Consider the following 25,917-nt stretch of genomic DNA (forward strand, 5'->3'; position numbering starts at 1 on the left):
AATTTTATTATGAAAATTCAGAAACTACTTGTCGGTGCTTTGTTCGCAACTTTATTGTTCACAACAAGCTGTAAAAAAAGTGAAACCGTTGAATCTAGCAACAGTATGGACAGCACCGCTATGGCACAACCAGAAATGGTGACTGACAGCGCAAATGCTACAATGTCTGGCGACACGAAAATGGTTGGTGGTGCAGAAATGTATCCTACAAAAAATATCATCGAAAATGCAGTAAATTCTAAAGATCACACGACTTTGGTAGCCGCTGTAAAAGCAGCCGGTTTGGTAGAAACATTATCTGGTCCAGGACCTTTCACAGTTTTTGCACCAACTAACGAAGCTTTTGCAATGCTTCCTGACGGAGCTGTTGATGGTTTATTAAAACCTGAAAACAAAAAAGCATTAACAGGCGTATTAACTTATCACGTTGTTGCAGGGAAAGTTTCTGCAGAAGATTTAATGAAAATGATCAAAGACGGCAATGGTAAAGCAACTTTATCTACTGTAGCCGGTGGAAAATTAACTGCTTCAGAAAAAGATGGTAAAGTTTATTTAACTGACGAAAAAGGCGGTGAAGCAATGGTAACAATTGCAGATGTAAATCAGTCAAATGGCGTAATTCACGTTGTTGATCACATACTAATGCCAAAATAATTAGTAGAATTTCTATTATTAAATTTGTGAATGTGTAAAAGATATTCTTTTCAGTTCCTCAAATTAAATTAAAAAATCGCTTCCAAATTCTGGAAGCGATTTTCTTTTGATTAATATTTCAGTTTGATTTTACTCTTTGATTTCAACACTCGTTCCTTGCGTATGCGCATTCATTTGCGGCGCGTAATAATTTTGCAAAGTCGTAATTCCATTTGAGAATTTTCCGGCAGCGTTGCAAACATAATCGTACTCAAACACATATTTTCCTTTCGGCATATATTGAATATAAAAGTTGGTTGAAGCATCTTTCGTCGATTGATAATAACCCAGATTATTTTTATATTCATACCCAGAAATCACATTTAAAGGTTCAAATCCTGCGGCGCGCATATCTTTTAAATGGATAAATTCCATACTTCTGTCGGTGTTTAAGATCATTCGGACGGTCACTTTATCGCCAATTTTTAACGGCGAATTTCCATCAATTTTTTGCAATTCTTCACCATTTACGGTTTTTACTTTTTTATACAATTCTTTTGTTATTGAAATATAAGATTCAGACGATTTTATTTTCCCTAAATCTTCATAATATTGCCAAAATAAACCACCTTGCACAATTCTAGCGCCAGGTTTTGTAATCGTGACTGTTCCTAATTTTTTATCTAAAACATCAGATTTTAAGGTAGATTTCATATAACCCGTTGCTTTCACATCTGGATTTTCCAACGTTTTTCCGCCCCAAATAATTGTTGCTTTATCAGAATCTGAAGAGGTCCAAGATTTCCCTGAATTTAAAATTGTAAAAATCACTTCTGCCGTTCCGCGCGAACTTCCCCAGGAATTGACTTCTTTTTGCGTGATCAACCAGATTTTCATTTCCTCAATCATTTTTTCATCGATTGGTACCAATTTATTAAACGCTTCCAAAGCACCTGCTTGATTCACCACTTTTGAAGAAAACCAACCCCAATCATTTAAGTTTTGTTTCCAGTAAATTCCATGCGTTTCACTTTCCGTGGAAGTTTCTTTTAAATAAGTCAGGAATTTTTTTGAAATATCTTTCAGTCCATAATCATCAAATAAAATGGCTAATCTGTGCAAACCAACGAAAGTGAAATCTGTTATTTTTTCAGTCTTTGCTTTTAAAATTACGGCGTTTTTCAGCGCAGTTCCTTTTTGTTTTAAAGGGAAATCTTTTTCCCAATAATTTCGTGTGTCGAGATAATCTAAAACATAATTATTAACCACATTTTTATCGATTTCCCCGTATCGAACAACTTCAGAATCAACATATTTTACCAGTTTTGAAACCATTTCTTTTTGCTCGGAAGATTGGTAATCTTTTACGTTTCCTTTAAGCCAAACATTAATTCTGCCCAAACTTTTCAAAATATACAACGAAGTAGAATATGAACTCGGATAACCGGAATACCAGGAAAATCCACCATCTGGATTTTGCAGTTTCTGTAATTCTGACCAGTCATCGTTAATGGAATTTTTCATCGTATTCGCATCAAACAATCTGGCAATTTTCGCCATTTGGTCTTCCTCATTTTTACTTTCCAAAACCCACGGCGTTTCCTCTAAAAGCAACTGTTTTAATTCCTGATTTTTATCCAAATTACTTTTTAGCAAACCTTTACTTTGATATTCATCAAAAACAGTTTTCAATTTTGGATTGGCTTTAAAAATTTCTGATGCCAAAACATCCGCAAACCATTTATTGAAAACCACATCAGCCGAATTATTTTGGTCATTTTTAAGACTTGGCAAAGCAAACATAATTTCCCAGATCGGATTTGTTGTGAGTTCCAAAGTATTAGAAAAATTCTGAATCGTTGTCGAATTATTTTTAGTCAAATTTTCTATGCTAAAAGTTTTAGTTTGTCCTTCTTTCACAAAAATCGGAACAGCATCTGTTACCAACATTCTATTTGGTAAAACTGCAATTGCTTTTTGTTCGCCATCAGAAAAATCGCCGGCTTTTGCGACTACTTTTAAAATAATTGAACTTACATTATTCGGTACTTTTATAGTCCAGTTGACCACAGAATTTCCATTTTCTTTTAAGTCAAATGATTTTTGAATGTTATTTAAATTAAATTTTGAAGAAATATCTTCATTTGTAAAAGCATCTAAAATCTGCAATTGCGCCGTTCCGTTCAAAGGCTTATCGACCAAACTAGACAATTTAGATTGCAGTTGAAGTTCATCACCTTCACGCAAAAATCTCGGATAATTTGGCGTTACAGAAAATTCTTTCTGCGTCACCACAGATTTTTCTAAAGTTGCACTTCTCGCATCTTTTGTATGTGCCAAAAACATAAGTTTCCATTGTGCCAATGCTTCCGGCGAGGTAAATTCAAAAGACACATTTCCATCTTTGTCGGTCATTAAATTAGGATAGAAAAATGCGGTTTCATTTAAATTTTGACGAACTGGAATGTTGTCTAAATTTTCTATATTTTTCTTTTTTAATGAATTGTAGCCAACTACTACAACATCATCAATACTTTTTGAATTGACAGAATCTTTTTGAACATTTAAACCCGCAACTTGTCCAGATAAAGCGCGTAAAGCCATTGGTGCTGAAACTTTTCGTTCTTGTTCCATAGCATAATCTCTAAACATTAACCATCCATCAAACCAATTAAAACCAGGTTTTTCAATATTGTAATTGTTTAAATAAGGAATTCTTTTACTATAATTTTCTTGACTTAAACCTTCATTAATGCCGTAATTAGACATTCTAAAATAATCATTTTGCAGACTTTGCCAATAGTAAGAATTAACTGCAAATTTATCCAAAGACATATCATACATATTTGCCAAAACTTCGGCATTTATTTTTTCTTTATCATCGCCCAAAACTCTTACCGTCCATTTTTCTTTTTGTCCGGGTTCTATTTTATCCCGAAAAGTCACGGTTTCTATGCGCAATGGTTTTTTATCTGAGGCAATATTTAAATTCACAGATTCTGTTTGCACATCATTAAAAGCCACCAACTGAAACTGGACATTCATCTGTTTAATACTTTCATCTTTCGGGAAATCAACGTTATATTCTAAAACGCCATTTTTAAATTTCTTCTGTTCCGTAAAAGTGTCACCTTTTCCATTTTGTACAAAAACATTCACCAAAGTATCCGGAATCGCAGAATAAACAAAGATTTTCGCTTTTTCGTTTCGCTGAAATTCTGCTTTTGGCTGAATTACTTTTAAGAAAGGTTTTTGTAAATCTGATAATGATTTTTTATCAAAAACTTCGAAGGTTTTTTCAGTTTTAATGGAATCTTTTCCTTCTATATTATAAAGTTCGAGTTTGTATTTTCCTGCTTTTAAAGAACCAAGATTCAAGATATTAGAATCAAGATTTGAGTTTGCTTTTTCATCTTGGTTCTTGGTTCTTGGTTCTTGAATCCTTTCAACCAAAACTTTCTCAACCCTATCTTTCTTCTCTTCTTTGGAAAAATAATCGTGTGGGAATTTTGCGACAAATTCCTCTTTTGAAAATACTGGCAAATCCTGAATATCATTTTTAAAATTATCCCTGATCACGCGATTTTCAGAAGTCAGTTTTGATAATTTTAAATGATAAGATTTTTGTAAAACCTGATCATTATAATTTTTGGTTTCAACCTTTAATTTTAAATCTTCATCAGAAAAGGTATCCGGAATATCTGCGACATTAATGTAATGTGAAATAGATGACACTTTAAAATTCTCGTTCGCAGACTGCGTTTCGCCGTTGATATCCGTTACCGAAGCATTAACTGCATAATTATCAATTTGAATTCCGTCAATTTTTTCATCTTTTTTAAGGTCAATCTTTATGGTAAATTCTCCTTTCTCATTGGTTTTTACTTCGCCAAGAATTGAGTTTTCATTATCATTTCCACGCGGAAACCAGGAAAAATAACGCCATCTGATATTTTGTTTTTTAATTTCATAATTTACCGTAGAATTACTCAAAGCAACCCCGGAAAACATCATCGCTTTTCCCTTTAATTCAACAGTTTGTCCGTATTTATACTCGCCTTTTATCGGTTCAAAAGTCACTTCAAATTTTGGACGCTTGTATTCTTCAACCTGGAAATCTTTCCTTCCGTCTTCATCCTCTCCTTCAACATTCAAAGTAAATTCGCCGTTTAATTTTCCATTAGGTAAAGTAAAACTGCCGTTGTAAGAACCAAAATCATTCGTCGTAAAAGTTTGATTTGAAACTTCGTCACCGTTCGCATCTTCTAAAGTTATTTTTTGTTTTAAATTGGCTGCTACCGCTTCCTTTCCTTTATCAAGTTTTGTATTTATGACTTTAAAATAAACGATTTGTCCAGGTCTATAAATGGCTCGGTCCAGAAAAATCTGTGTTTTAAATTCAGGATCTGTAGATTTGTCCTGGTTTCTGTTATTTCCATAAACCTGCAAAAGATTAAAATCATTGGTTTTAGCATCACGAACCAAATAAGTTCTGTAATAATCGTCAGTTTTAGAGTTTAAAAATTTAAACTGACCTGTAGAATTGGTAGAAACTTCAGATTTCACAATTTTCTGATTATCCTGAATCTGATAAATTTCCAGAGGATGATTTTTCACTTCTTCCCCATTTTCCCGGCTGACTAACTTCAAAGTATTTGCAGAAAACAATTCTTCATTTTTATTCTGATAAATCAATCTTGAATTACTTACAATGAAAGAAAAATGTTCCACAATTTCTTTATTCACCACATAATCAACCAGATAAATTCCCGGTGGCAACGATTTTAATTCCAGAGAAGTCGAATGGTTTTTATGATCATCAGATTTAGGAAGCGAAAATTTATCCTTTCTAATCAATGTTTTCTGAACTTGACCAAATAAATTTTTATCATATTCTCGTTGGTTAAATTTTAGAAAATTATAAAAATCCGATTTTACTTCATAAATATTTAGGGAAAATTCTTCCACATTTTTCGCACTTGCAACTACGTGAATCGGCTTTTCCGACTGCGATGTTTTTTCATATTTAAAAGTCAGTGAAGGTTGAAGAATTGAATTTTTCTGATTTTGAATATTGCTTAAATATTTTGATTTTGGAAACTGCTTTTCAACTTTGTCGATCCAACGTAAAGCCGTTTTAAAATCTTCCTTGTCTTCATAATTTTGAATAATTTCCTGTGAAATTAAAACTTTGTAATCGCCGGATTCATTAGAGTTGTAAAGCGTTTCCAGTTGTTGCAACCTATCTTTACATTGATTGAATCCACAGGAATAATTCAATTTTTGATGTTGAAAATAAAGTTTCGTATTTCCTAGATTTTGAGCAATTAACTGATCATAAATTTTTAAAATTTCAACATTATTTAAATCTAATTCATATTTAGTAAAGAAAGAACTATTCTGCAAAAACTCAATTTTATTGGATGAATTCCAATCGGCTAAAGTTGGGAAAAACTCTAAATCTTCGGTTTCGCTGAAAATATTTTTGTAAGGTTTTAAACTAATTTTTTCTAGAGAATTTTGCTGTTTATCAAAATCCTGATAAAATTTTGATAAATAATTTTTAAAATCCAGTTTCGACCAGGTTTCTATTTGAGAAAAATCCTGGCTATTTAAATTAGTTCTTTGATTAATTTTCCACTGGTTTTGGTTAAAATAATCCTGAAAAAACTCCCCCAACAAAACATTGAAAACCATTTCATCAGCGCCTTTCAAAGATGGTTTTACTTCTTGTAATTTTTTAAAAAATAAACTTGCAGAATTATTTTTCGTATCATCCTGCGTTTGCTTTACGATACTAAATTCTGCTTTCAAAGAACGAATTAATTGAACCGCGTTATTATCTTTCATAGCAAGTTTTTGAATGTCTAAAATTAAAGGCAAATTAGATTTATAAAGTCCTTTTTGATAATTGTCCTGCACTTTTTTCCATTGCAGATCGTATTTTTCCTGCGCTGAAATTTGATAAAAAGTGAGGGTCAGAATTAATACCGCGACAAGTTTGGTAAGTAATTTCATAGGTTGTTTTTTAAGTTTCTTTTTGTTACTGCGAAGTACAAATTTAATCTATTTTTTGATCGAAGACTTTGATGGTGATTTCATAAAGATTATTTTTGAACGATGAATTTTTTAAAAATAAGTAAAAAATACGTAATCGACAGTCAATTGTACGTTTCATTGATGGGAACATCTTTCGCCATATTTTTCATGCTTCATCAAAACATATTCCGATTTCCAACAGTTTTGCTCATTTTCATCACTTATTTTAGTGGTTATGTTTACACAAAGTATCAGGGAAATAAAGTAATATTATTTAAAATTTTGGCGTTTAATTGCTTGTGCGGCTTAATTTCAGTGTTTTTAATTTTACAGAATCACAATTTTGAAAGATTGGTTCGCTGGGGAATCATCGTTTTTATAGGACTTCTATATGATAGTTTTTTTCTAAAATATTATATCAGAAAAATTCCACTTTTTAAGGTTTTTTATGTTGGTTTAACCTGGGCATTAATTAATTCCTGGCTGATCTTACCGGAAATGCACTGGCCGATTTTTTTCATCTCATGGCTTTTTATAACAGCGTTGGTTTTACCTTTTGATATCCGCGATATGAAATCGGACGATGTTATTACTTTTCCGCAATTAATTGGCGTACAAAACACAAAATATCTGGCTTATATTTTTGTTTTTATAAGTTTAATTATCAGCATTTTATATCTAAATTTTTTATATTGTTTTTCAATTTATTTAACTTCTGTTTTTACTTTCATTGTTATTTATTTCTCTGAAACCAAACGCAGGGAAACTTATTTTTCCTTTTGGGTAGAAAGTTGCAGTCTTTTACCTCTTTTATTTTTGATGATTTTAAAGTAATTTTGGTAAATGATAATTCAGAAACTTTCTTTAATAAACTTTAAAAATCATTCATTAAAATCTTTTGAATTTTCCCCGCAGATCAATTGTTTCGTCGGAAATAACGGTGCGGGAAAAACCAATATTTTAGATGCACTTCATTATCTCTCCGTCGGTAAAAGTTTTCTGGGGAATTCAGATTTTAATTCCATTAAAAAAGAAGAATATTTCTTCACTATTGAAGCGGAAATTGTTGGTTTAGAAAAGACAGATATTTTAAAAATAATTTTACCAAAAGAAGGCAAAAAATCAATTAAAAAAAACGATAAAAGCTACGAAAGACTTTCCGAACACATTGGTTATCTGCCAATTGTGATGATTTCGCCTTATGATTCAAATTTAATTTCAGATTCAGGGGAAAGTAGGAGGAAATTTTTAGATGCGATGATTTCTCAAACAGATTCCGCATATTTATTTAATTTAATCCAATATCAAAAAACATTGCAGCAAAGAAATGCTTTGTTAAAAGATTTTGCGAAAAACAGATATTTTGATATTGATAGTTTAGAGATTTACAATGAACCATTAAGCAAATTTGGAACGGAAATTTTTAATAAAAGAAAAGAATTTTTAACCAATCTTTCTCCTTTTGTTCAGGAATATTATAAAATTATAAGTGGCGGAAAAGAAGAAATTAAAATTATCTATCAATCTGATTTAGAAGAGGAAAATTTTAAAAAATTATTAATACAAAATTTAGAAAAAGACAAAATCCTGACTTACACTTCTAAAGGAATTCACAAGGACGATCTGATTTTTGAGATGGACAATTCTTTGATAAAAAAACTCGGTTCTCAAGGTCAGCAAAAATCTTTTTTAATCGCATTAAAATTATCCCAAATGAACAGAATAAAAAATCTGACCGGAAAAACGCCTGTTTTACTCTTGGATGATATTTTTGACAAATTAGATGATCTACGCGTTTCTCAACTGATCAATTTAGTTAATAAGGAACATTTTGGGCAAATTTTTATCACAGATACTAGCAAAGAGCGCACGGAATTTGTAGTAAAAAAAATTAACGAAGAAAGTAAGATCTTCGAAATTTAATAAAATTTTAAATGAATAAATTTTTAAAATATTTCCTCAGAATTTTGGGGATTTTAATCGTGTTATTGCTCGCTTTTAACGCAATACTTTATTTTTATATCAATTCTCATAAACAGGAATTACTTCAAAAATTTAGTAAAAACATTAGTGAAAAACTTAATGGCGATTTTAAAATTGGCGATCTAAAATATCAGTTCTCGGGAAATATTACACAATGTGCTGTCTCTCTGGATAATTTGAGTTTAAAAGATTCACTATTCGTTCAGCATCATATTGAGACTTTAAAGGTTGGAAATCTCACAGCTGCGTTAGATTTAAAAGCACTTTTAGCTAAAAATATTAAAATAAAAAATCTGAATCTTGAAGATGGTGAATTCAACCTTTTTACTTTGTCAAATTCTTACAGCAACAGTTATTTATTAAATCCAAAAAAAGATAAAGTCCAGGACAAAAAAAAATCTGAAGGTTTTGACTTAAAATTTGATAAAATAAGTTTTTCGAATTTTTCAGTTCATATCTTTAATCAAATTAAGGGGAATAATTATCAGGCAAAAATTAATGCTTTAAAAGCAGATTTAGATCCATCATCGAATCAGATTGTGATTGATACTAAAATGGATCTTTCTGTAAAACAATTGCTTTTCAATAAAAAAAATGGCGCGTTTCTTCAAAATGCTTCATTGGTAAGTTCACCAAAATTAATTTACGATAAAGAGACTAAAAAATTAAGCTGGGACGCGACGAATTTTAAAATAAAAAATCAAAATTTTGATCTTGGAGGCTATTTTAATTTGGGTAAAGTTTTTACTTTTCAACTTAATATAATAAACGAAAAAACTGATTTTGCAACTTCGTCAAGTTTATTGGCAAATAATATCCAAAAAGCGGTCTCAAAATATAAAGTTGATGGAGATTTTTATTTAAAAGCAAATATTAAAGGTTTACCAAACCAGGAAACTTACGTCAGACTTGACTACAAAATGGAGGAAAATGATGTTATACTGCCTTGGTTTAGTCCGAAAAACACGAAACTGACCGGACATTTTCTAAATCAGGTTGATCCAAAATTAGCCTGCACAGATGAAAATTCTGAATTATTTTTCCAGAATATTACCACTGAAATTCAGGGGATAAAAGTAATTAGTCCATACGTGAAGATTTCTAATATTGATACGGTTAAAATCTCTCTAAAAGCTGGCGCAGAAGGCCAAAGCACGGAATTGAACCAGGTTTTAAAAAATAATAAACTGGCACTTGGAAACGGTACTTTTAAACTGGATTTTAAGATGAACGGTTATCTACAAAAAGATTTGGCAGCGCCGGATCTGGACGGATATATCGAAATAAATGACACAGATCTTCTACTTACTAAAACTAAAAAAGAAAAAATCATCAACAGTGGAAAAATGATCTTTAAAGGACAGGATCTTATACTGCAAAATATAAAATCAACTTATCAAAAAACAATTTTTGGCGTTAACGGAAGTATTAAAAATGTTGTCCCGTTCTTACTTTACAACACAAATAATTATGCTTTAGATCTAAAATTAAATAGTAACACAATAAAAATTGATGATTTCATCCAATTTATAAACTATTTATCTAATCCAAATGCGAAGAAAACAGCAAACAATTCCAAAAAATTAATTTTAGATAATATTAATAAAAATTATCAGCGAATAAGTATTGATTTTAAGGATATTATCTATAAAAAACTTCGCGCTCAAAACTTGAAAGCTAATTTAATTTTAGAATATCCACGACTTCGATGCGATAATTTGAGCGTCAATTTTGCGGGAGGAACTATTAAATCGAATTCAGATATCTTAAATGTTTCCGATAACAGATTTGCTATTAATACAGATATTAACGTCGCTAATGTCGATTTCCAGACATTGCTAACTTCGTTTGATTATTTCGGAATCAATTCATTAAAAACCAGTCAGTTAAAAGGTCGTGCTGACCTGAAAACCAAAATGGCTTTTTTCATAAATTCCGAAGCAGCAATTTCACCAAATTCATTGGATGGAAATCTATATTTTAACATTAAAAATGGAAATTTTCACAATTTTGTGCCTTTAGGAGATGCGTTATCGCTCATCATCAGTAAAAAAAGATTTGCAGATGTTGCTTTTAGATCAATCACTAATAATGTTAAAATTAAGAACGGAAATATTACAATTCCACGAATGGAAGTACAGACAAGCGCTTTAAATTTCTATTTGGACGGCGTTTATAGTTTTGGAAATCAAACTGATATGATGATTTCTGTGCCATTTTCTGAACTTAGAAAACGTGATCCAAGTAAAGTACCTGCAAAAATTTCATTTGATGAAGCCGGTCGAAAAATATTCCTAAAAATAAAAGATGATGCTTCGGGGAAATCAACTTTTAAAGTTTACACCAATCAGGAAAATGCAGAAAATAATGCTAAAATGGACCAAACTTCAGTGAAAGAAAATACTCCAAAAAGCAAAAATAAATCAGGAATTCTGAAAATATTTAGAAAGAAATGAAAAAGCGAAGAGAATATCAGAGTTCAGAACTTGTAAAATCTTTTGCCAGAATTTATGGTTTTGAAGATAAATTGACCGCAATAAGAATTAAAGATTTTTTGGAAGATTACTTAGACAATATTATGTTTCAGGAGATCGAAAGCGTTAATTTAAAGGAAAAAATTTTAATCTTAAGAATAAAATCTGCTCTTCTAAAAAATGACCTTAGATTAAAAAAAACATTCTTTTTAAAGAAATTCCAAGAGCTTGAAGGTGCAGAAAACATCGCTGATCTTTTGATATTATAATTAGATTATTTTAAAACGACATTGTTCATCTGACGCATGATCCACTTGTGCTTTTTAGAAAGATAAGCTGACGGATTTTTCGGATCATATTTTTGCGGATTAGGAAGAATTGCAGCGATCCAGGCGGCTTCACTTTTAGAAAGATCTTTTGCCGGTTTGGTAAAATAATATTGTGACGCAGCTTCAATCCCAAAAACGCCACGTCCCATTTCTATTGAATTTAAATACCGTTCCAGAATTATATCTTTGCCCCAAATTAATTCAATTTCAAAGGTAAAAAAAGCTTCTAAGCCTTTTCTGATCCAACTTCTACCCTGCCAAAGAAAAATATTCTTTGCCGTTTGCTGAGAAATTGTACTTCCGCCGCGAACCGTTTTTCCTTTTTCGTTATGTTTAAGCGCTTTTTCGATCGCTGTATAATCGAATCCATTGTGAGAAAAAAACTTTTGATCTTCGGAAGCAATAACTGCTTTTTTGACATTTGTGCCCATTTCATTATCAGAAATATAGTCTCTTTTTAATTTTCCGTATTCTATTAAACCACCAATTTGCGTTAAGGTAAAAGGTGGATTAAAGAATTTTCCCCACACGATGAAAAGAATATTTGCAAGAATTAAAAGGTAAACTATTCGTTTAATAAATTTCCACATAGATAAAATTGAAAGGCAAAAATAAGAAATTTCGTTTAAAGAGATTTTTTAAAACTAAGTTAAATTTGGATTTACTTCAGCTTTTTCATGTAAGTTAAATTGTAATCTGGAAGTAATTCTGGATGAAATATTTTAATATAATCTTTTAAAACCAGATCTGCCCGAAAAACGCCACTTTCAAAATAATCGTTCGATTTACTTTTTGTTTTGCCGCTGACAGAATAAAGATTTCCCATGTTAAAAACATTCATTTTTGCATAGCTGCGGTTGATCTGTAATAATTCCTTCTTCGCTAAATGATCACTGACATTTACCCAATATTTTGCATCTTTTGCTTTAACAAAAACTTCTTCAAAACTCAGCGGAATGCCTTTTGATTCTGGATTTTCTTCTAAAATGTATTTTGCATTTGCATCTTTAATAAATTGAGCCAAGTTTGATTTACCACCGGCTAAAAACCACTCATTTCCATACATTTCATTAACTAAAACTTGCGGCTTTTCGATTGATTTTAAAGCAGAAATTTTTAGATTTTCGTAATTACTTTTTACTTCACCAAACACCTTTTCACTTTCAGAAATTTTACCTAAAAGCTGACCAAATACTTTTACGTAAGCCGATTTTTCTAGAGGATCCTGTTCTAAATATTCATCAAAAAAGATAATTTCGATACTGTTTTTTCTTAATAAATTATAGGTGTTTTCAAAACTGGGAACATAATTGGTAAAAATAACGTCGGGTTTTAATGAAATAATTTTTTCAACATCAAATTTTTGTTCATTTCCAACATCCTGAATTCTGCCAGATTTGATTAAATTTTTAATTTTTTGACTGTAAATATATTCCGGACTGGAAACAGCGATGATATTATTTTCGGAATTTATGGCTTCTATGAAACCCAAAAGACTGGAGTTTAAAAGAATTACTTTTTTGAAAGGTAAATCTGAATTTTTAAATTGATAAGAAAATCTCCCAGATTTCAAACTAAAAAATTTCTTATCTTTTTGATAACTAACATTTTGAGAAATAACATTCCAACCAACAACAGAATTTTCATTCTTTTGTTTACAGGAGAAAATTAAAAAGAGAGAAATAATTATAAAAAAGTACTTTTTCATTTCCCAAAGAAAATAAAAAAGTCTTATATTTGCAAACTCAAAACAAAGGCTTCGTGGCGCAACTGAATAGCGCACCTGATTACGGCTCAGGAGGTTACTGGTTTGAATCCAGTCGAGGTCACTAGAAAAGAAAATCAAGAAATTGGTTTTCTTTTTTTTTATCTAATATTTTCTTAGATTTACCTTATAATAATTAAAAATGGAACCTTCAAATAAAAATAAACCGCCTAAAGCACTAATCGCCGTAGTTGCTGTGATCGCATTTGTGATCATTTTTTATATCGTTTTAACTTTCTTCTTCCCGGGACTTTTTAGCGGGATGAATACAGGTGAAGTGGCGCCGGTTAGTAATTAATTCTTATAATAATAGCTGTAAATGACGATCGATATTCAAAATCTTACCAAAAAATTTGGTTCGCAAACAGCTTTAAAGTCAATAAACATAAAAAGTTCCGGTAACGAAATTATCGGTCTTCTGGGTCCAAACGGTGCAGGAAAATCAACTTTGATGAAAAGCATTGTGGGCGCTTTAAAAATTGACGAAGGACAAATTTTATTTGATGGTGAAGACATTATCTTAAATGAAATAAAAGCCAAACAAAAAATTGGTTTTTTGCCGGAAGATAATCCACTTTATAAAGATATGTTTGTGAAGGAATATCTGAGTTTCGTTGCAGAAATTCACCATATTTCGAAAGATAAAATAGATCACGTTATAGAAGCTGTTGGCTTAACACCGGAAAATTCAAAAAAAATCCACCAACTGTCGAAAGGTTATCAACAAAGAGTTGGAATTGCACAGGCTATTATTCATGAACCTGAATTGTTAATTTTAGATGAACCGACAAATGGTCTTGATCCAAATCAAATTGTGGAGATCAGAAATTTAATTCGGGAAATTGGTAAAGAAAAAACCGTTATACTTTCCACCCACATTATGCAGGAAGTAGAAGCAATTTGCACGAGAGTGATTTTAATTAATAACGGGGAAATTATTCAGGATTGTCTTGTTTCAGAATTTTTAGGGAAATTTTCCAGTTTGGAAGAGGCTTTTCAACAGTATACAATAAAAAATTAACCCCAAATAATTGAGGTTAATTTTATTTTTTCAAAATATCTAGTCTTTAAAATAAGACGCTTTCTTCACCCCTTTTAACCGGGTAAATTTCGGTGAAACAACCAAAACAGTGATTTGGCGACCCTAAAATACCTTTCAAGTTTTCTACACTTAAAAACTCCAAGGAATCTACGCCTAAATAATCTTTCAATTCATCAACCGTCATATTTGCGGAGATCAACTCATCTTTTGAAGGCGTATCAATTCCCAAATAACACGGCGCAATAATCGGTGGCGACACACTTCTAAAGTGAATTTCTTTAACGCCACAGTCCCTTAGAATTTTCACTAAACGCTTCGCTGTAGTTCCGCGAACAACTGAATCATCAATAATTACAACACGCTTTCCTTTAATTTCAGAAACGATCGGGTTCAATTTTAAATTGACGATTCTTTCCCGCATTTCCTGCGTAGGAACTATAAATGAACGACCAATATATCTGTTTTTAATTAAAACAGGACGAAATGGAATTCCACTCGCTTTAGAAAAACCTATCGCCGCGGGAACTCCAGAATCTGGCACGCCAATTACGATATCGGCTTCGACAGGCGCCTGTTCCCAAATTTTTTCTCCTGATTTTTCACGAATTTCGTGAACGTTTATATTTTCTAAGATAGAATCCGGACGTGCAAAATAAATATACTCAAAAGAACAGATCTTATTGATGCAGTTTTCTTTTACCATAAACGACTTTAAACCGCTTTCATTTTCGCTGGTGTAAACAATTTCGCCAGGTAAAATATCACGAACGTATTGTGCACCAATCGCGTCTAAAGCAACACTTTCGGAAGCACAGACAAAGGTTTTTTCATCAATCGCACCTAAAACCAAAGGTCGAATTCCGTTAAAATCACGGAAAGCAAAGAATTTATTTCTTGTCATTCCAACCACGGAGTAAGCGCCTTCAATTTTTTCCATTGTAGTTTTAATTGCTGCTCGCAATCCTAAATCTAAATGTTTTTGAATTAATCTTAAAATAACTTCCGAATCCGAAGTTGCCCGAAAAACTACGCCTTCCGCTTCAAGTTCTGTTTTTAATTCCTGAGCATTAGTTAAATTTCCATTATGCGCTATGGAAAGAATGATCTGGTCATACTCATTTTTAGCATAAAATGGCTGAAAATTATACTTTTTCTTATCGCCCGCCGTAGTGTATCTCGTGTGTCCAATAACGGAATTCCCCATGAAATTTGAGGGTTCACGGATGGTTTTAAAAAAATCGAGAACAAGACCTTCTTCCTTTAAATTAACAATTTTACCATCTTTCATCACCGAAATTCCACACGCTTCTTGTCCACGATGTTGCAAAGCAAAAAGTCCAAATTGCGACAGTGAAAAGGTATCGATCTCATTTTCTGAATACAGACCAAAAATGCCACATTCTTCTTCCGGCGAATCTGAACTGCCTTTTTTCATGACATTTCTTTCGTAAGGTCTGTCCTTAAATTGATCTAAATAATCTTCCTTATATTTTTGATGGATTGACATTTTTTTTATTTTGCTGAACCTTTAAAGATTCAAATTTTTATTTATTTAAAGCCTTTTTTAAACGATCGTAGATTTCAACATAGGCTTCAGTTACATCACCTAAATCCCTTCTAAATCTATCTTTGTCTAATTTTTTCATAGTATCCTTATCCCAAAGTCGGCAAGTATCAGGTGAAATTTCGTCTGCTAAAATAATTTTACCATCTGTAGTTTTTCCCAATTCAATTTTAAAATCGACCAAGATAATACCCATTTTATCAAATAATTCTTTTAAAATTTCATTGATCTTGCCTGTCAAACTATACATTTCATCTAATTCTTCTCTTGTTACCAAACCAAGAAAAAGGACATGAAAATCATTGATCAATGGATCTCCTAAAGCGTCTTCTTTAAGACAAAGATCAAAAATTGTAATTGGTGATTTTATACCTTCTTCAATCCCCAAACGTTGCGACATACTTCCCGCAGAATAGTTGCGAACTACCATTTCTATTGGAATTATAGAAACTTTTTTCACCAGTTGTTCACGATCATTTAGTTGTTTAATGAAATGCGTTTCAATACCTTTTTCATTTAAATATTCAAAGATAAGCGTTGTAATTGCGTTGTTCATTTCACCTTTTCTGTCAAAACTTCCACGTTTTTGTGCGTTGAAAGCCGTTGCGTCATCTTTAAATTTTACAATAACTTCATCTGCTACTTCCGTTGCGAAGATCTGTTTTGCTTTTCCCTCATAAAGCATTTCCCCTTTTTGCATTTTTTTAATTTTATTTATTTAAAAAATATTTACGATAATTCCTGTTATTACGGCGATTCCGAAACTTAGTAAAGTTCCTATTAAAACATATTCCGTGAGTTTTCTTTGTTTTGCTTCCGCTAAATCACTAAATCTAAAAACGGATTTTGCAGCGATCATAAAACCGACGCCTTCCCAATGATTTATAATGATAAATGTGAAAACCAAAAGTCTTTCTAAAATTCCGATATATTTCCCCGCATTTACGAGTGAATCAGTTTGTATTTTACTATGTTCAATGACTATTGGCGACCACGCAGCCAATAAGTTTTTAATAAAAATAGAAGTTGGAACCGTTAGAAAAACCGCTGCAACAAGATATTTTAAGAAAATCGGATTATTTAAAAAATTGAAATCAATTTCTTTAAAATAAGTAGAAATTACAATTATTACTGATAAATGTAAAAACTGATCTATAAAAAACAACCATCTTTTGGTCTTTTTAGATTGAAAATATAATTTTGAAATATCAATCAGATAGTGTGAAACACCTATTATCAAAGGAATATACCACAAACTTAAATCCCATAGAAATATAAAAACCAAGAAAACATGAAGTAAAATGTGAAAATATAAATACTTGCTTTTAATTTTTTTCTGCTCCTTATCTAGCACCCATTTATCCGGCTGGAAAAGGAAATCTCCAAATAAATGTGCTAATATGAGTTTTAAAAAAATCATAATTCTGCTAATTTCTTTCTAAAATAAATATCTGTTTCTGAGATTAAAGCATAGTTTGCTCTACTAAATCTCTGACTTATTGATGATTGTGTTATATTTAGTTTTTTTGCTAATTCTTCCTGAGTTAAATTTTTATCTGATAAAAGTTCAAAAACTGTTTCTGCAACGGCGACTGTCCAGTTGTCCATTGTTTCTGAAGCCCAGCGAAACATTAGATTTAAATCATAATCAATATTTTTATTTCCAGTATTAATTTTAAGATTTATCTTTTCTTTTTTAAGACTTTCAAAATTTCTACCGGAATTTACGAATGCAGTTCCGCTGGAAATTGAAACTTTTTCCATCTCAACGTCTCTATTACCAATCCCAATCGACATTCTTACATCTATATTTTTTATCATTTTTATCTGAGATTTTATTTTCAAACTTTTTAAAAATGCTTCGTTCGCATCTTCAATATAATATTGAAATTCATCACCTCTAAAAATTCCCCATTTCTGAGGATTTTCAAAATCTTCGCCAACCGCTTTATTTAAAGCCTTAAGCCAAATGTTTAAATCTATTTTTTGAGAATTTACTATATCTCCTGTTATTACCGCTCTCATATAACAAACTTACAAAAATTATTATACAATTCTATTATAATTAGAATTATTATATATTAATACTATAATTATTAATATCATATAATAATATTATAATTTCAATTATCATATAATTATATTATAATTTAAATTATCATATAATTATATTATAATTAAATTTATTATAAAATAGTATTATAAATAGACATATAATAAAATTTACTAATATTATTTAAAGTAATCAACTCCATTTTTAAAAATATTATGATAATTAGCATTTGGAATATTTTTAAACAAACCTTCACTAAACCTTTCTGTATGTCCCATTCTTCCGTAAATTTTTCCACTTTCACTTGTAATTCCTTCAATTCCAAAAAGAGATTGATTTGGATTAAAAGGCATTCCATGGGCTAAATTTCCCTCAAAATCAACATACTGCGTGGCAATTTGACCATTCTTATATAGTTGCTCAATAACATCTTTCGAGGCCATAAAACGACCTTCGCCGTGAGAAACAGGAATAGTATAAATTTCATCTTTCAATCCCGACGACCAGGGTGATTTCTCATTAATCACTTTCACATTAACCATTTGAGAAACATGTCTTCCAATTGCATTATGCGCCAAAGTTGGGGCATTTTCATCTAAATTTTTAATTTCGCCAAAAGGCAACAATCCCGATTTTATCAAAGCCTGAAAACCGTTACAAATTCCTAAAATCAATCCATCTTTTTCTAAAAACTCATGAACAGCATCTTTCATCCGGCTATTCTTTAAAACATTTACCATAAATTTCGCTGAACCATCAGGCTCATCACCAGCAGAAAAGCCGCCAGAAAAAACCAAAATTTGTGATTGTTTAATTTTTTTTATCCAATTTTCAATGGATTCATCCATGCTTTGATGGCTAAGATTTACAAAGGGTAAACTATCTACATTTGCGCCTTCTTTTCTAAAAGCATTTTGGGTTTCGTATTCGCAATTTGTGCCTGGAAATAAAGGTGCAAAAACCTGCGGCGTTCCAATTTTATGTGAAATTATATTAATTGATTTTTGATTAATTCCCTCTAAATTTTTATCAAAATCAAAAACAATTTTCTCCTTTTCAACTGTTGGAAATAAGTTTTCAAATATCGAAGAATTTACTTCAAGTAATTTCTTAATATCAAATTCTAAATCATTGATTTTCAATATTAAAATATTTTTTACTTCACCAATAAGTTTAAGTAGATTAAAATCTAATTTTTCACTGCTTTCAATTAAAAATCCACCAATATTTTTAGATAAAAGTAAGTCATTATCCAAATTAATTTCAGCACCTAAAAAATTACCAAAAGACATTTTTGCCAAGGCAACTGCAACTCCGCCTTCTTTGATTGTTTTAACTGAAACAATTTTTTTAGAAGAAATATTAGCATAAATAAAATCAAATATCTTAGTTAACTCATCATATTTTGGCAAACCATTTTCATCATTATTTGCTTTAAAATGATAGATAAAATTTCCAGCCTGTTTAAATTCTGGCGAAATAATATTATCATTAGTTCCATTAGCACAAGCGAAAGAAATCAAAGTTGGCGGCACATTGATATTTTGGAAAGTTCCGCTCATGGAATCTTTTCCACCAATCGCAGCCAAACCTAATTTCGTTTGGGCATCATAAGCACCAAGTAAAGAAGACAAAGGTTTTCCCCATTTTTCAGGATCATTTCCTAACTTTTCAAAATATTCCTGAAAACTAAGTCGGATATTTTTATAATTTCCGCCCATTGCAACGATCTTGCAAACGCTTTCCACCACCGCTAAACTTGAACCGATTAACGTGTTTTGCTCTGAAATTTCCGCGTCAAAACCCCAACTTGCCAGAGAAACTGTTTTTACATTTTTAGCGTTTAAAACAGGCAGAGTCTGCACACTTCCTTCCATTTCAGTATTCTGAAATTTCCCACCTAAAGGAAGCATCACTGTTGTTCCACCAACTGTAGAATCAAACATTTCCTGCAAACCTTTTTGAGAAGCGACATTTTTTTCGCTTAATTTTTTATAAAAATTATCTTCATTAAAAATCAAATTATTTTGGTTAACTTCCTTTAAATGAAAAACTTGTACATCTTGTTTCTTTGCACAGCCATTTGTTTCTAAAAATTCTCTGCTCAAATCAAAAATTTTATTATTTTGCCAAAAAATCTGCATTCTGCCACTGTCTGTTACTTTTGCAATTTCAACAGCGACAATATTTTCAGTGTTACAAAATTGAATAAATTTATTTTTATCTTTTGCTTCAATCACAACTGCCATTCTTTCCTGCGATTCGGAAATTGCGAGTTCGGTTCCATTTAAACCATCATATTTTAAATGTAAATTATCGAGGTTAATTTCCAGTGAATCAGCGATTTCCCCGATCGCTACAGAAACACCGCCGGCGCCAAAATCGTTACATTTTTTAATCAATTTTGTGACTTCAGGATTACGAAATAAACGCTGAATTTTTCGTTCTTCTACCGCATTTCCTTTTTGAACTTCGGTAGAAAGTTGATGAATGGCGTTTTCATCCTGTTCTTTTGAACTTCCAGTTGCGCCTCCAACGCCGTCGCGACCAGTTGCGCCGCCTAAAACTATTACCAAATCTCCATCTTCAGGTTTTTCTCTGCGAACCCAATCTTTTGGAACTGCACCAACTACAAAACCAACTTCCATTCTTTTGGCCTTGTAACCTTCGTGGTAAATTTCATTAACAGAAGTTGTCGCCAAACCAATCTGATTTCCGTAAGAAGAATAGCCATTTGCCGCTTTTTTTGAAATAATTCTTTGCGGTAATTTTCCAGTTAAAGTTTCTGAAACAGGTTCTAAAATGTTTCCCGCTCCAGTTAAGCGCATCGCTTGGTAAACAAATGCTCTTCCAGACAAAGGATCACGAATTGCGCCGCCAATACAAGTTGAAGCACCACCAAAGGGCTCTATTTCTGTCGGATGATTGTGTGTTTCATTTTTAAATAACAAATACCACGGCTCTTTTTTACCATCATATTCCACTTCAATTTCTATGGTACAGGCATTTATTTCATCGGTGATTACTAGATTATCTAATTTCCCCGTTTTATAAAAATATTTGCCGCAAACTGTAGCCAAATCCATTAAAGAAATTGGTTTTGATTCTCTTCCTAAAAATTTTCTTTTTTCTAAATAATCATTAAAAATAGAATTTAAAGTTTCAGAAAATTCGCCATTAAATTGAATATCAATCAGTTCCGTTTCAAAAGTAGTGTGACGACAATGATCACTCCAATAAGTATCTAAAACTTTCAGTTCTGTTTCTGTAGGATTTCTACTTTCAGATTTGAAATAATTTTGGATAAACTGCAGATCATCAAAACCGAAAGAAAAACCATGCGATTTATAAAACGTTTCTAATTCGGTTTCATTTAAACCGTTAAAAATTTCATAAACAGGAACTTGCGACGCTTTATTTTCTGTTGGAATTTGTAAAATTTGAAGATTTTTTTCCTGTGATTCTACTTTATTAATGAAATTTTCCTTAATTAATTTTAAATCTTCTTCGCTAATTTTTGGAAGCACGATTAATTTTCCGCTACGGATTTTAACTGAATTATTTCCAGTCAATAAAGAGCTGCATTGCTCGGCAGAATCTGCTCTTTGGTCATATTGTCCGGGTAAATATTCAACTGCAAAAAAAGGATGCTTTCCAGGATTTTCCAGATGTAAAATATCAGTTACTGAATCGCACAAAGTATTTTGAACAAATTCATCAAAATATTTTTCCTCAATATTAAAGATATCGTAGATATTATAAACCTTTACATTTGAAATAGAAGGAACAATATCTTTTATCTCTTCAAAAATTGACGCACTTTCAACATCAAATAAACCTCTTTTTTCTACAAAAATTCTTTTATTCATTATAATATTTTAACTAAAAAATGCAGCCAAAAAAGACTGCATTTATTTTATACTTTAAGTTCTGATTTCGAATCAATTAAGTCGCGGTATTTGTCTAAGACAGGCGAAATTTCATTGGCTATAAATTCCTCAGTTTGTATCGGCGCAAAACCTATGAATTTATGTGGCTCTAAAACTTCTTTTAATTTTGATTTATCCATTTTTAAAGAATTATCGTTCATAATTCTTTCAATTAAATCATTTTCTAAACCTTCTTCTTTTACCTTTTTACTGGCTTCCATTGAATGAACGCGGATTATTTCATGGATTTCCTGCCGATTTCCACCTGCTTTCACTTCTTCCATAATAATATATTCCGTCGCCATAAAAGGCAATTCTTCCTGAATATGTTTATTAATTCTGTTTGGATAAACCACCAAACCATTCATAATATTATTCCAGATCAACAAAATAGCGTCAACTGCTAAAAAAGCTTGCGGAATAGTTAATCGCTTGTTTGCAGAATCATCTAAAGTTCTTTCAAACCATTGAGTTGCTGCAACCATCGCCGAACTTGAAGATAAAGACATCACGAATTTTGCTAAAGCTCCAATTCTCTCACTACGCATCGGATTGCGTTTATAAGCCATTGCAGACGAGCCAATTTGATTTTTTTCAAACGGTTCTTCAATCTCTTTTAAATTTTGAAGTAATCTTAAATCGTTGCTGAATTTATGCGCAGATTGAGCAATATTAGATAAAAGCGAAACAACTTTTGCGTCAATTTTTCTATCATAAGTTTGCCCTGAAACACCGAAAACATTGGTAAAACCAAAACGATTTGATAATTCTTTATCTAAATGTTTTACTTTGGAATAATCGCCATCAAATAATTCTAAAAAACTTGCCGCCGTTCCCGTAGTTCCTTTTACGCCACGAAAACGCAGTGTATCAATAAAAAATTCTAATTCTTCAAAATCCAAAAGAAGACTTTGAAGCCATAAAGTCGCACGTTTTCCAACGGTAGTTAATTGTGCCGGTTGAAAGTGCGTAAAGCCAAGTGTTGGAAGATCTTTATATTCTAAAGCAAAATCTGAAAGTGATTTCATTGTAGAAATTAACTTTGCTTTTAAGATCTTTAAACCATCACGAATTTGAATTAAGTCTGTATTATCCCCAACAAAAGCCGAAGTTGCGCCTAAATGTATAATGCCTTGCGCGGAAGGTGCAACATCGCCAAACGTGTGAACGTGCGCCATTACATCGTGTCGAAACTTTTTTTCATATGCAGCCGCAACTTCATAATCAATGTTTTCTATGTTATTTTTAAGGTCAGAAATTTGTTCATCGGTAATATTTAAGCCTAAATCTTTTTCGATTTCGGCTAAAGCAACCCACAATTTGCGCCAAGTTTGAAACTTGTTATCAGGTGAAAAATTAAAAAGCATTTCTTCACTTGAATATCGCTCTTCAAGTGGATTTTTGTAAGAATTCATTTTAAATTTTTAATGACACAAAAGTAATCGTTTAAAATCAAAAATAAAAGTGAATCAATCTTAAATAAAATTTATTTATCAACACCCAAACTAAAAATTTATTTTAGAAGCAATGCAAGATTTATCACGATTAAAAAATGGATGTAAAAAAATCCCGAAAAATAATTTCCGGGATTTTTAATTTTATGATTTTGGAGCATAATCTGAAAAGAATTTCATCACCTTTTCTAAACTGTAGCCTTTTCCATCTTCCAGCACTGAGCTGTCCTGAGTATGAATTTGTTTACCATTTTGATCTAAAACAATAAAAACCGGATAGCCGAATTTTTTACCCGGATCACCATATTTGGCAAAAACTTTATCATTTTTAACTTCGGGAGAATAATTTAAATGATAATAAACGTAATTTTTATCAACTAAATTTTTTAATTTAGGCGTTGTCTGCACGTAATTATTAAATCTTAAACACCAGATGCACCAGTTTCCGCCAGCCTGAATCATCACATTTTTATTTTCTTTCTTTGCTAAAGCAACGGCTTCAGAAATTTTTTGCTCCGCATTATCTTCAGGGTTATAAATTTTTGGTAATGAGGCGATTTCGGCTTTTGCTGCAGCCTCTTTTTCAGCTATAATTGTAGCGCTATCTTTTATAACCTTTGAGCTGTCACTTTTGTTTTCTGTTATTACCTCTGTTTTATTCTTATTACAAGAAGAAAGAGCAAAGGCTGAGAAAATGAAACTATAAGTTAAAATTTTGAATTTATTCATTGTTTATTTTTTGTAAATATAAAGTTTTTAGGTTAATTATAATTTATAAGTAATGATTAACTTTGCAAACTGATCTATGAAATTTTTATTTAAACTTATACTACATTTTTCACGTCTGCCACTGCAAATTCTTTATCTTTTTGCAGATTTTTTATTTTTTGTAAGCTATTATATAATTAGTTACAGAAAAAAAGAGGTAACTGAAAATCTAAAAAAATCTTTTCCTGAAAAGTCAATTAGCGAAATAAGGAAAATCAGAAAAACCTTTTATAAAAATTTTGCAGACTATATTGCAGAAACTGTAAAGTTATTTACAATTACAGAAACAGAGCTAAGAGTAAGAATTCAACATTTAAATCAAGATCTTTTTCATCAGTCGAAGAAAGATGGCAAAAATGTCATATTGCTAGCTGGCCATGTTTTTAATTGGGAATGGATTACCGTTTTGCCTGTCGTAATTTCGCAAAAACACTGTCATCCGGTTTATAGAAAGGTAAGTAATGATTTTTGGGAAGATAAACTAAAATTTATTCGTAACAGATTTGGTAACAGCGCACTAGAAGCGAAAGAAGTTATTCGGCAGATTTTACGCACTCCAAATGACGGAGATTCAGTTTATATGTTCGTGGCAGATCAAACGCCGCATTCCAGTGAGGTTAATTTTGGAATTAATTTTTTAAACCAACGCACGCCAGCTTTTATTGGTTACGATAAATTGGCAACGCGTTTGGATCTTGACTTTTTTTACTGTGAGATGAAGAAAGTAAAACGCGGATTTTATCAGGTTAATTATTATAAAATATTCCCAGATGGCGAAAAATTTGAAGAATTTGAAGTGGTGAAAAAATTTCATCACAGGCTGGAAAATACTATTAATAAAAGGCCAGACAATTGGCTTTGGTCGCACAGAAGGTGGAAATATAGTGATTTGATCAAACGCTTTGAAGTTTAAAATATGGAAATCAGCATTGTTATTTTAAACTGGAATGGACGATCGTGGCTTGAAAAATTTTTGCCAAACGTCATCGAAAATTCTAAGGAAGCGAAGATTTTTGTTATTGATAATGCGTCTACAGATGATTCTATCACTTATTTAAAACAAAATTTCCCAAGTGTAGCAATTGTAATAAATGCAGAAAATTTTGGTTTTGCAGAAGGTTACAATCAAGGTTTAAAGCAAATTTCAGGTGATATTTATTGTCTTTTAAATTCTGATGTTGAAGTAACTGAAAATTGGTTAAAACCTATTATCAATTTATTCCTGAGCGATAAAAATATTTCAGCAATTCAACCAAAAATTTTAGATTACAACAATAAAAATTATTTTGAATTTGCCGGCGCAGGTGGCGGCTTGATTGATAATCTCGGCTACCCTTATTGCAGGGGAAGAATTTTCGAAGAAATTGAGGAAGACCAAGGTCAATACGATGATGAAACAGAAATTTTTTGGGCTACTGGTTGTGCATTGTTTATCCGGGCAGAAGATTTTCAACGCATGAATGGTTTTGATGAACGATTTTTTGCACATCAGGAAGAAATAGACCTTTGCTGGAGGCTTAAAAATCAAGGTAAAAAAATATTGTATTGCGGAAAATCGACTGTTTATCATGTTGGAGGCGGCACTTTAAATAAACAATCTGCTCAAAAAACCTTTTTAAATATTAGAAATAATTTAAGTATGCTCTTAAAAAATTTACCTTTAAAATCTTTATTCTGGATTTTACCTTTGAGGCTAATTTTAGATGGTTTTGCTGGAATTTATTTTGGTTTAAAAAACGGATTTCCGCATTTTGAAGCTGTTTTAAAAGCACATTTTGGCTTTTATAAAGAATTTAATGAAACTTTAAAACGTCGCGGTAATTTTCAGATTAAAAATTACTATCAAAGTAAATGGCTTATTTTTAAACATTTTTTCTAAATTAA

19 protein-coding genes and 1 tRNA gene are annotated in these 25,917 nt (G+C 31.4%); 10 read left to right on the forward strand and 10 right to left on the reverse strand.

Annotation, left to right across the window (positions count from 1 at the left end; translation table 11 throughout):
• The first annotated feature begins 120 nt into the window (after positions 1–120).
• On the forward strand, positions 121–654 hold the full coding sequence (locus BM238_RS04490; protein ID WP_233741921.1) for a fasciclin domain-containing protein: 534 nt from the start codon (positions 121–123) through the stop codon (positions 652–654).
• Positions 655–783: 129 nt separating this feature from the next.
• Here BM238_RS04490 and BM238_RS04495 read toward each other — a convergent pair whose 3' ends face one another.
• Complete coding sequence (locus BM238_RS04495) at positions 784–6,651, reverse strand: alpha-2-macroglobulin family protein (RefSeq protein WP_090078963.1); 5,868 nt, start codon at positions 6,649–6,651, stop codon at positions 784–786.
• A gap of 102 nt (positions 6,652–6,753) precedes the next feature.
• On the opposite strand from BM238_RS04495, the gene BM238_RS04500 reads away from it, so the two are divergent.
• From BM238_RS04500 to BM238_RS04515, 4 genes are read left to right on the forward strand one after another with little or no spacing between them, the layout of a single operon-like run.
• Positions 6,754–7,506 (forward strand): UbiA prenyltransferase family protein, encoded by a 753-nt coding sequence (locus BM238_RS04500; protein ID WP_090078964.1) that lies wholly within the window; start codon positions 6,754–6,756, stop codon positions 7,504–7,506.
• A gap of 9 nt (positions 7,507–7,515) precedes the next feature.
• Positions 7,516–8,595, forward strand: coding sequence for a DNA replication/repair protein RecF (gene recF / locus BM238_RS04505; protein WP_090078965.1), 1,080 nt, complete (start codon positions 7,516–7,518; stop codon positions 8,593–8,595).
• Positions 8,596–8,606: 11 nt separating this feature from the next.
• Entirely contained in the window at positions 8,607–11,111 is a 2,505-nt protein-coding gene (locus BM238_RS04510) for an AsmA family protein (RefSeq protein WP_090078966.1), read from the forward strand.
• Positions 11,108–11,398: a hypothetical protein gene (locus tag BM238_RS04515; RefSeq protein ID WP_090078967.1), complete on the forward strand. Its 291-nt coding sequence runs from the start codon at positions 11,108–11,110 to the stop codon at positions 11,396–11,398. Before BM238_RS04510 ends, BM238_RS04515 begins: the two co-directional genes overlap by 4 nt.
• Positions 11,399–11,403: 5 nt before the next feature.
• Here the strand turns inward: BM238_RS04515 and mtgA are convergent, their stop codons facing one another.
• Both mtgA and BM238_RS04525 read right to left on the reverse strand, forming a co-directional pair.
• Positions 11,404–12,048 (reverse strand): monofunctional biosynthetic peptidoglycan transglycosylase, encoded by a 645-nt coding sequence (mtgA, locus tag BM238_RS04520; RefSeq protein ID WP_090078968.1) that lies wholly within the window; start codon positions 12,046–12,048, stop codon positions 11,404–11,406.
• Between the two features lie 71 nt (positions 12,049–12,119).
• Positions 12,120–13,166, reverse strand: a complete 1,047-nt coding sequence (locus BM238_RS04525) for an ABC transporter substrate-binding protein (protein WP_090078969.1) — start codon at positions 13,164–13,166, stop codon at positions 12,120–12,122.
• 47 nt (positions 13,167–13,213) lie between these two features.
• Here BM238_RS04525 and BM238_RS04530 point away from each other — a divergent pair.
• The 3 genes from BM238_RS04530 (at position 13,214) to BM238_RS04535 (ending at position 14,244) form a co-directional block, all read left to right on the forward strand.
• Positions 13,214–13,287: transfer RNA gene (locus BM238_RS04530), tRNA-Arg, on the forward strand.
• Between the two features lie 78 nt (positions 13,288–13,365).
• Complete coding sequence (locus BM238_RS14380; protein WP_177205424.1) at positions 13,366–13,521, forward strand: hypothetical protein; 156 nt, start codon at positions 13,366–13,368, stop codon at positions 13,519–13,521.
• Positions 13,522–13,542: 21 nt separating this feature from the next.
• The gene (locus BM238_RS04535; RefSeq protein ID WP_090078970.1) at positions 13,543–14,244 is read left to right on the forward strand and encodes an ABC transporter ATP-binding protein; all 702 of its coding nucleotides are present in this window, start codon (positions 13,543–13,545) and stop codon (positions 14,242–14,244) included.
• Between the two features lie 46 nt (positions 14,245–14,290).
• Here BM238_RS04535 and purF read toward each other — a convergent pair whose 3' ends face one another.
• The 7 genes from purF to BM238_RS04570 all read right to left on the reverse strand — a co-directional run bounded on the left by purF (position 14,291) and on the right by BM238_RS04570 (position 23,994).
• Positions 14,291–15,772, reverse strand: a complete 1,482-nt coding sequence (purF, locus tag BM238_RS04540) for an amidophosphoribosyltransferase (protein ID WP_090078971.1) — start codon at positions 15,770–15,772, stop codon at positions 14,291–14,293.
• Positions 15,773–15,809: 37 nt separating this feature from the next.
• Positions 15,810–16,529 (reverse strand): phosphoribosylaminoimidazolesuccinocarboxamide synthase, encoded by a 720-nt coding sequence (gene purC, locus BM238_RS04545; protein WP_143093353.1) that lies wholly within the window; start codon positions 16,527–16,529, stop codon positions 15,810–15,812.
• Between the two features lie 18 nt (positions 16,530–16,547).
• Entirely contained in the window at positions 16,548–17,249 is a 702-nt protein-coding gene (locus BM238_RS04550; protein WP_090078972.1) for a DUF3307 domain-containing protein, read from the reverse strand.
• A complete protein-coding gene (locus BM238_RS04555) occupies positions 17,246–17,854 on the reverse strand; it encodes a SatD family protein (protein WP_090078973.1) in 609 nt (202 codons plus the stop codon). Before BM238_RS04555 ends, BM238_RS04550 begins: the two co-directional genes overlap by 4 nt.
• A gap of 207 nt (positions 17,855–18,061) precedes the next feature.
• Positions 18,062–21,751, reverse strand: a complete 3,690-nt coding sequence (locus BM238_RS04560) for a phosphoribosylformylglycinamidine synthase (RefSeq protein ID WP_090078974.1) — start codon at positions 21,749–21,751, stop codon at positions 18,062–18,064.
• 47 nt (positions 21,752–21,798) lie between these two features.
• Entirely contained in the window at positions 21,799–23,226 is a 1,428-nt protein-coding gene (gene purB, locus BM238_RS04565; protein ID WP_090078975.1) for an adenylosuccinate lyase, read from the reverse strand.
• Between the two features lie 183 nt (positions 23,227–23,409).
• A complete protein-coding gene (locus tag BM238_RS04570) occupies positions 23,410–23,994 on the reverse strand; it encodes a thioredoxin family protein (protein WP_090078976.1) in 585 nt (194 codons plus the stop codon).
• A gap of 76 nt (positions 23,995–24,070) precedes the next feature.
• Between BM238_RS04570 and BM238_RS04575 the strand changes: the two genes are divergently transcribed.
• Both BM238_RS04575 and BM238_RS04580 read left to right on the forward strand, forming a co-directional pair.
• On the forward strand, positions 24,071–24,946 hold the full coding sequence (locus tag BM238_RS04575; protein WP_090078977.1) for a lysophospholipid acyltransferase family protein: 876 nt from the start codon (positions 24,071–24,073) through the stop codon (positions 24,944–24,946).
• A gap of 3 nt (positions 24,947–24,949) precedes the next feature.
• Positions 24,950–25,912 (forward strand): glycosyltransferase family 2 protein, encoded by a 963-nt coding sequence (locus BM238_RS04580; protein ID WP_090078978.1) that lies wholly within the window; start codon positions 24,950–24,952, stop codon positions 25,910–25,912.
• Positions 25,913–25,917: the final 5 nt, after the last annotated feature.

Origin of the sequence: Halpernia frigidisoli (assembly GCF_900113805.1) — a bacterium.
Lineage (GTDB): Bacteria > Bacteroidota > Bacteroidia > Flavobacteriales > Weeksellaceae > Halpernia > Halpernia frigidisoli.

Coding starts and splice junctions, on each gene's coding strand:
- BM238_RS04490 (WP_233741921.1), top strand. CDS start 121: ATGGCACAACCAGAAATGGTGACTGACAGCGCAAATGCTACAATGTCT.
- BM238_RS04495 (WP_090078963.1), bottom strand. CDS start 6,651: ATGAAATTACTTACCAAACTTGTCGCGGTATTAATTCTGACCCTCACT.
- BM238_RS04500 (WP_090078964.1), top strand. CDS start 6,754: ATGAATTTTTTAAAAATAAGTAAAAAATACGTAATCGACAGTCAATTG.
- recF (WP_090078965.1), top strand. CDS start 7,516: ATGATAATTCAGAAACTTTCTTTAATAAACTTTAAAAATCATTCATTA.
- BM238_RS04510 (WP_090078966.1), top strand. CDS start 8,607: ATGAATAAATTTTTAAAATATTTCCTCAGAATTTTGGGGATTTTAATC.
- BM238_RS04515 (WP_090078967.1), top strand. CDS start 11,108: ATGAAAAAGCGAAGAGAATATCAGAGTTCAGAACTTGTAAAATCTTTT.
- mtgA (WP_090078968.1), bottom strand. CDS start 12,048: ATGTGGAAATTTATTAAACGAATAGTTTACCTTTTAATTCTTGCAAAT.
- BM238_RS04525 (WP_090078969.1), bottom strand. CDS start 13,166: ATGAAAAAGTACTTTTTTATAATTATTTCTCTCTTTTTAATTTTCTCC.
- BM238_RS14380 (WP_177205424.1), top strand. CDS start 13,366: ATGGAACCTTCAAATAAAAATAAACCGCCTAAAGCACTAATCGCCGTA.
- BM238_RS04535 (WP_090078970.1), top strand. CDS start 13,543: ATGACGATCGATATTCAAAATCTTACCAAAAAATTTGGTTCGCAAACA.
- purF (WP_090078971.1), bottom strand. CDS start 15,772: ATGTCAATCCATCAAAAATATAAGGAAGATTATTTAGATCAATTTAAG.
- purC (WP_143093353.1), bottom strand. CDS start 16,529: ATGCAAAAAGGGGAAATGCTTTATGAGGGAAAAGCAAAACAGATCTTC.
- BM238_RS04550 (WP_090078972.1), bottom strand. CDS start 17,249: ATGATTTTTTTAAAACTCATATTAGCACATTTATTTGGAGATTTCCTT.
- BM238_RS04555 (WP_090078973.1), bottom strand. CDS start 17,854: ATGAGAGCGGTAATAACAGGAGATATAGTAAATTCTCAAAAAATAGAT.
- BM238_RS04560 (WP_090078974.1), bottom strand. CDS start 21,751: ATGAATAAAAGAATTTTTGTAGAAAAAAGAGGTTTATTTGATGTTGAA.
- purB (WP_090078975.1), bottom strand. CDS start 23,226: ATGAATTCTTACAAAAATCCACTTGAAGAGCGATATTCAAGTGAAGAA.
- BM238_RS04570 (WP_090078976.1), bottom strand. CDS start 23,994: ATGAATAAATTCAAAATTTTAACTTATAGTTTCATTTTCTCAGCCTTT.
- BM238_RS04575 (WP_090078977.1), top strand. CDS start 24,071: ATGAAATTTTTATTTAAACTTATACTACATTTTTCACGTCTGCCACTG.
- BM238_RS04580 (WP_090078978.1), top strand. CDS start 24,950: ATGGAAATCAGCATTGTTATTTTAAACTGGAATGGACGATCGTGGCTT.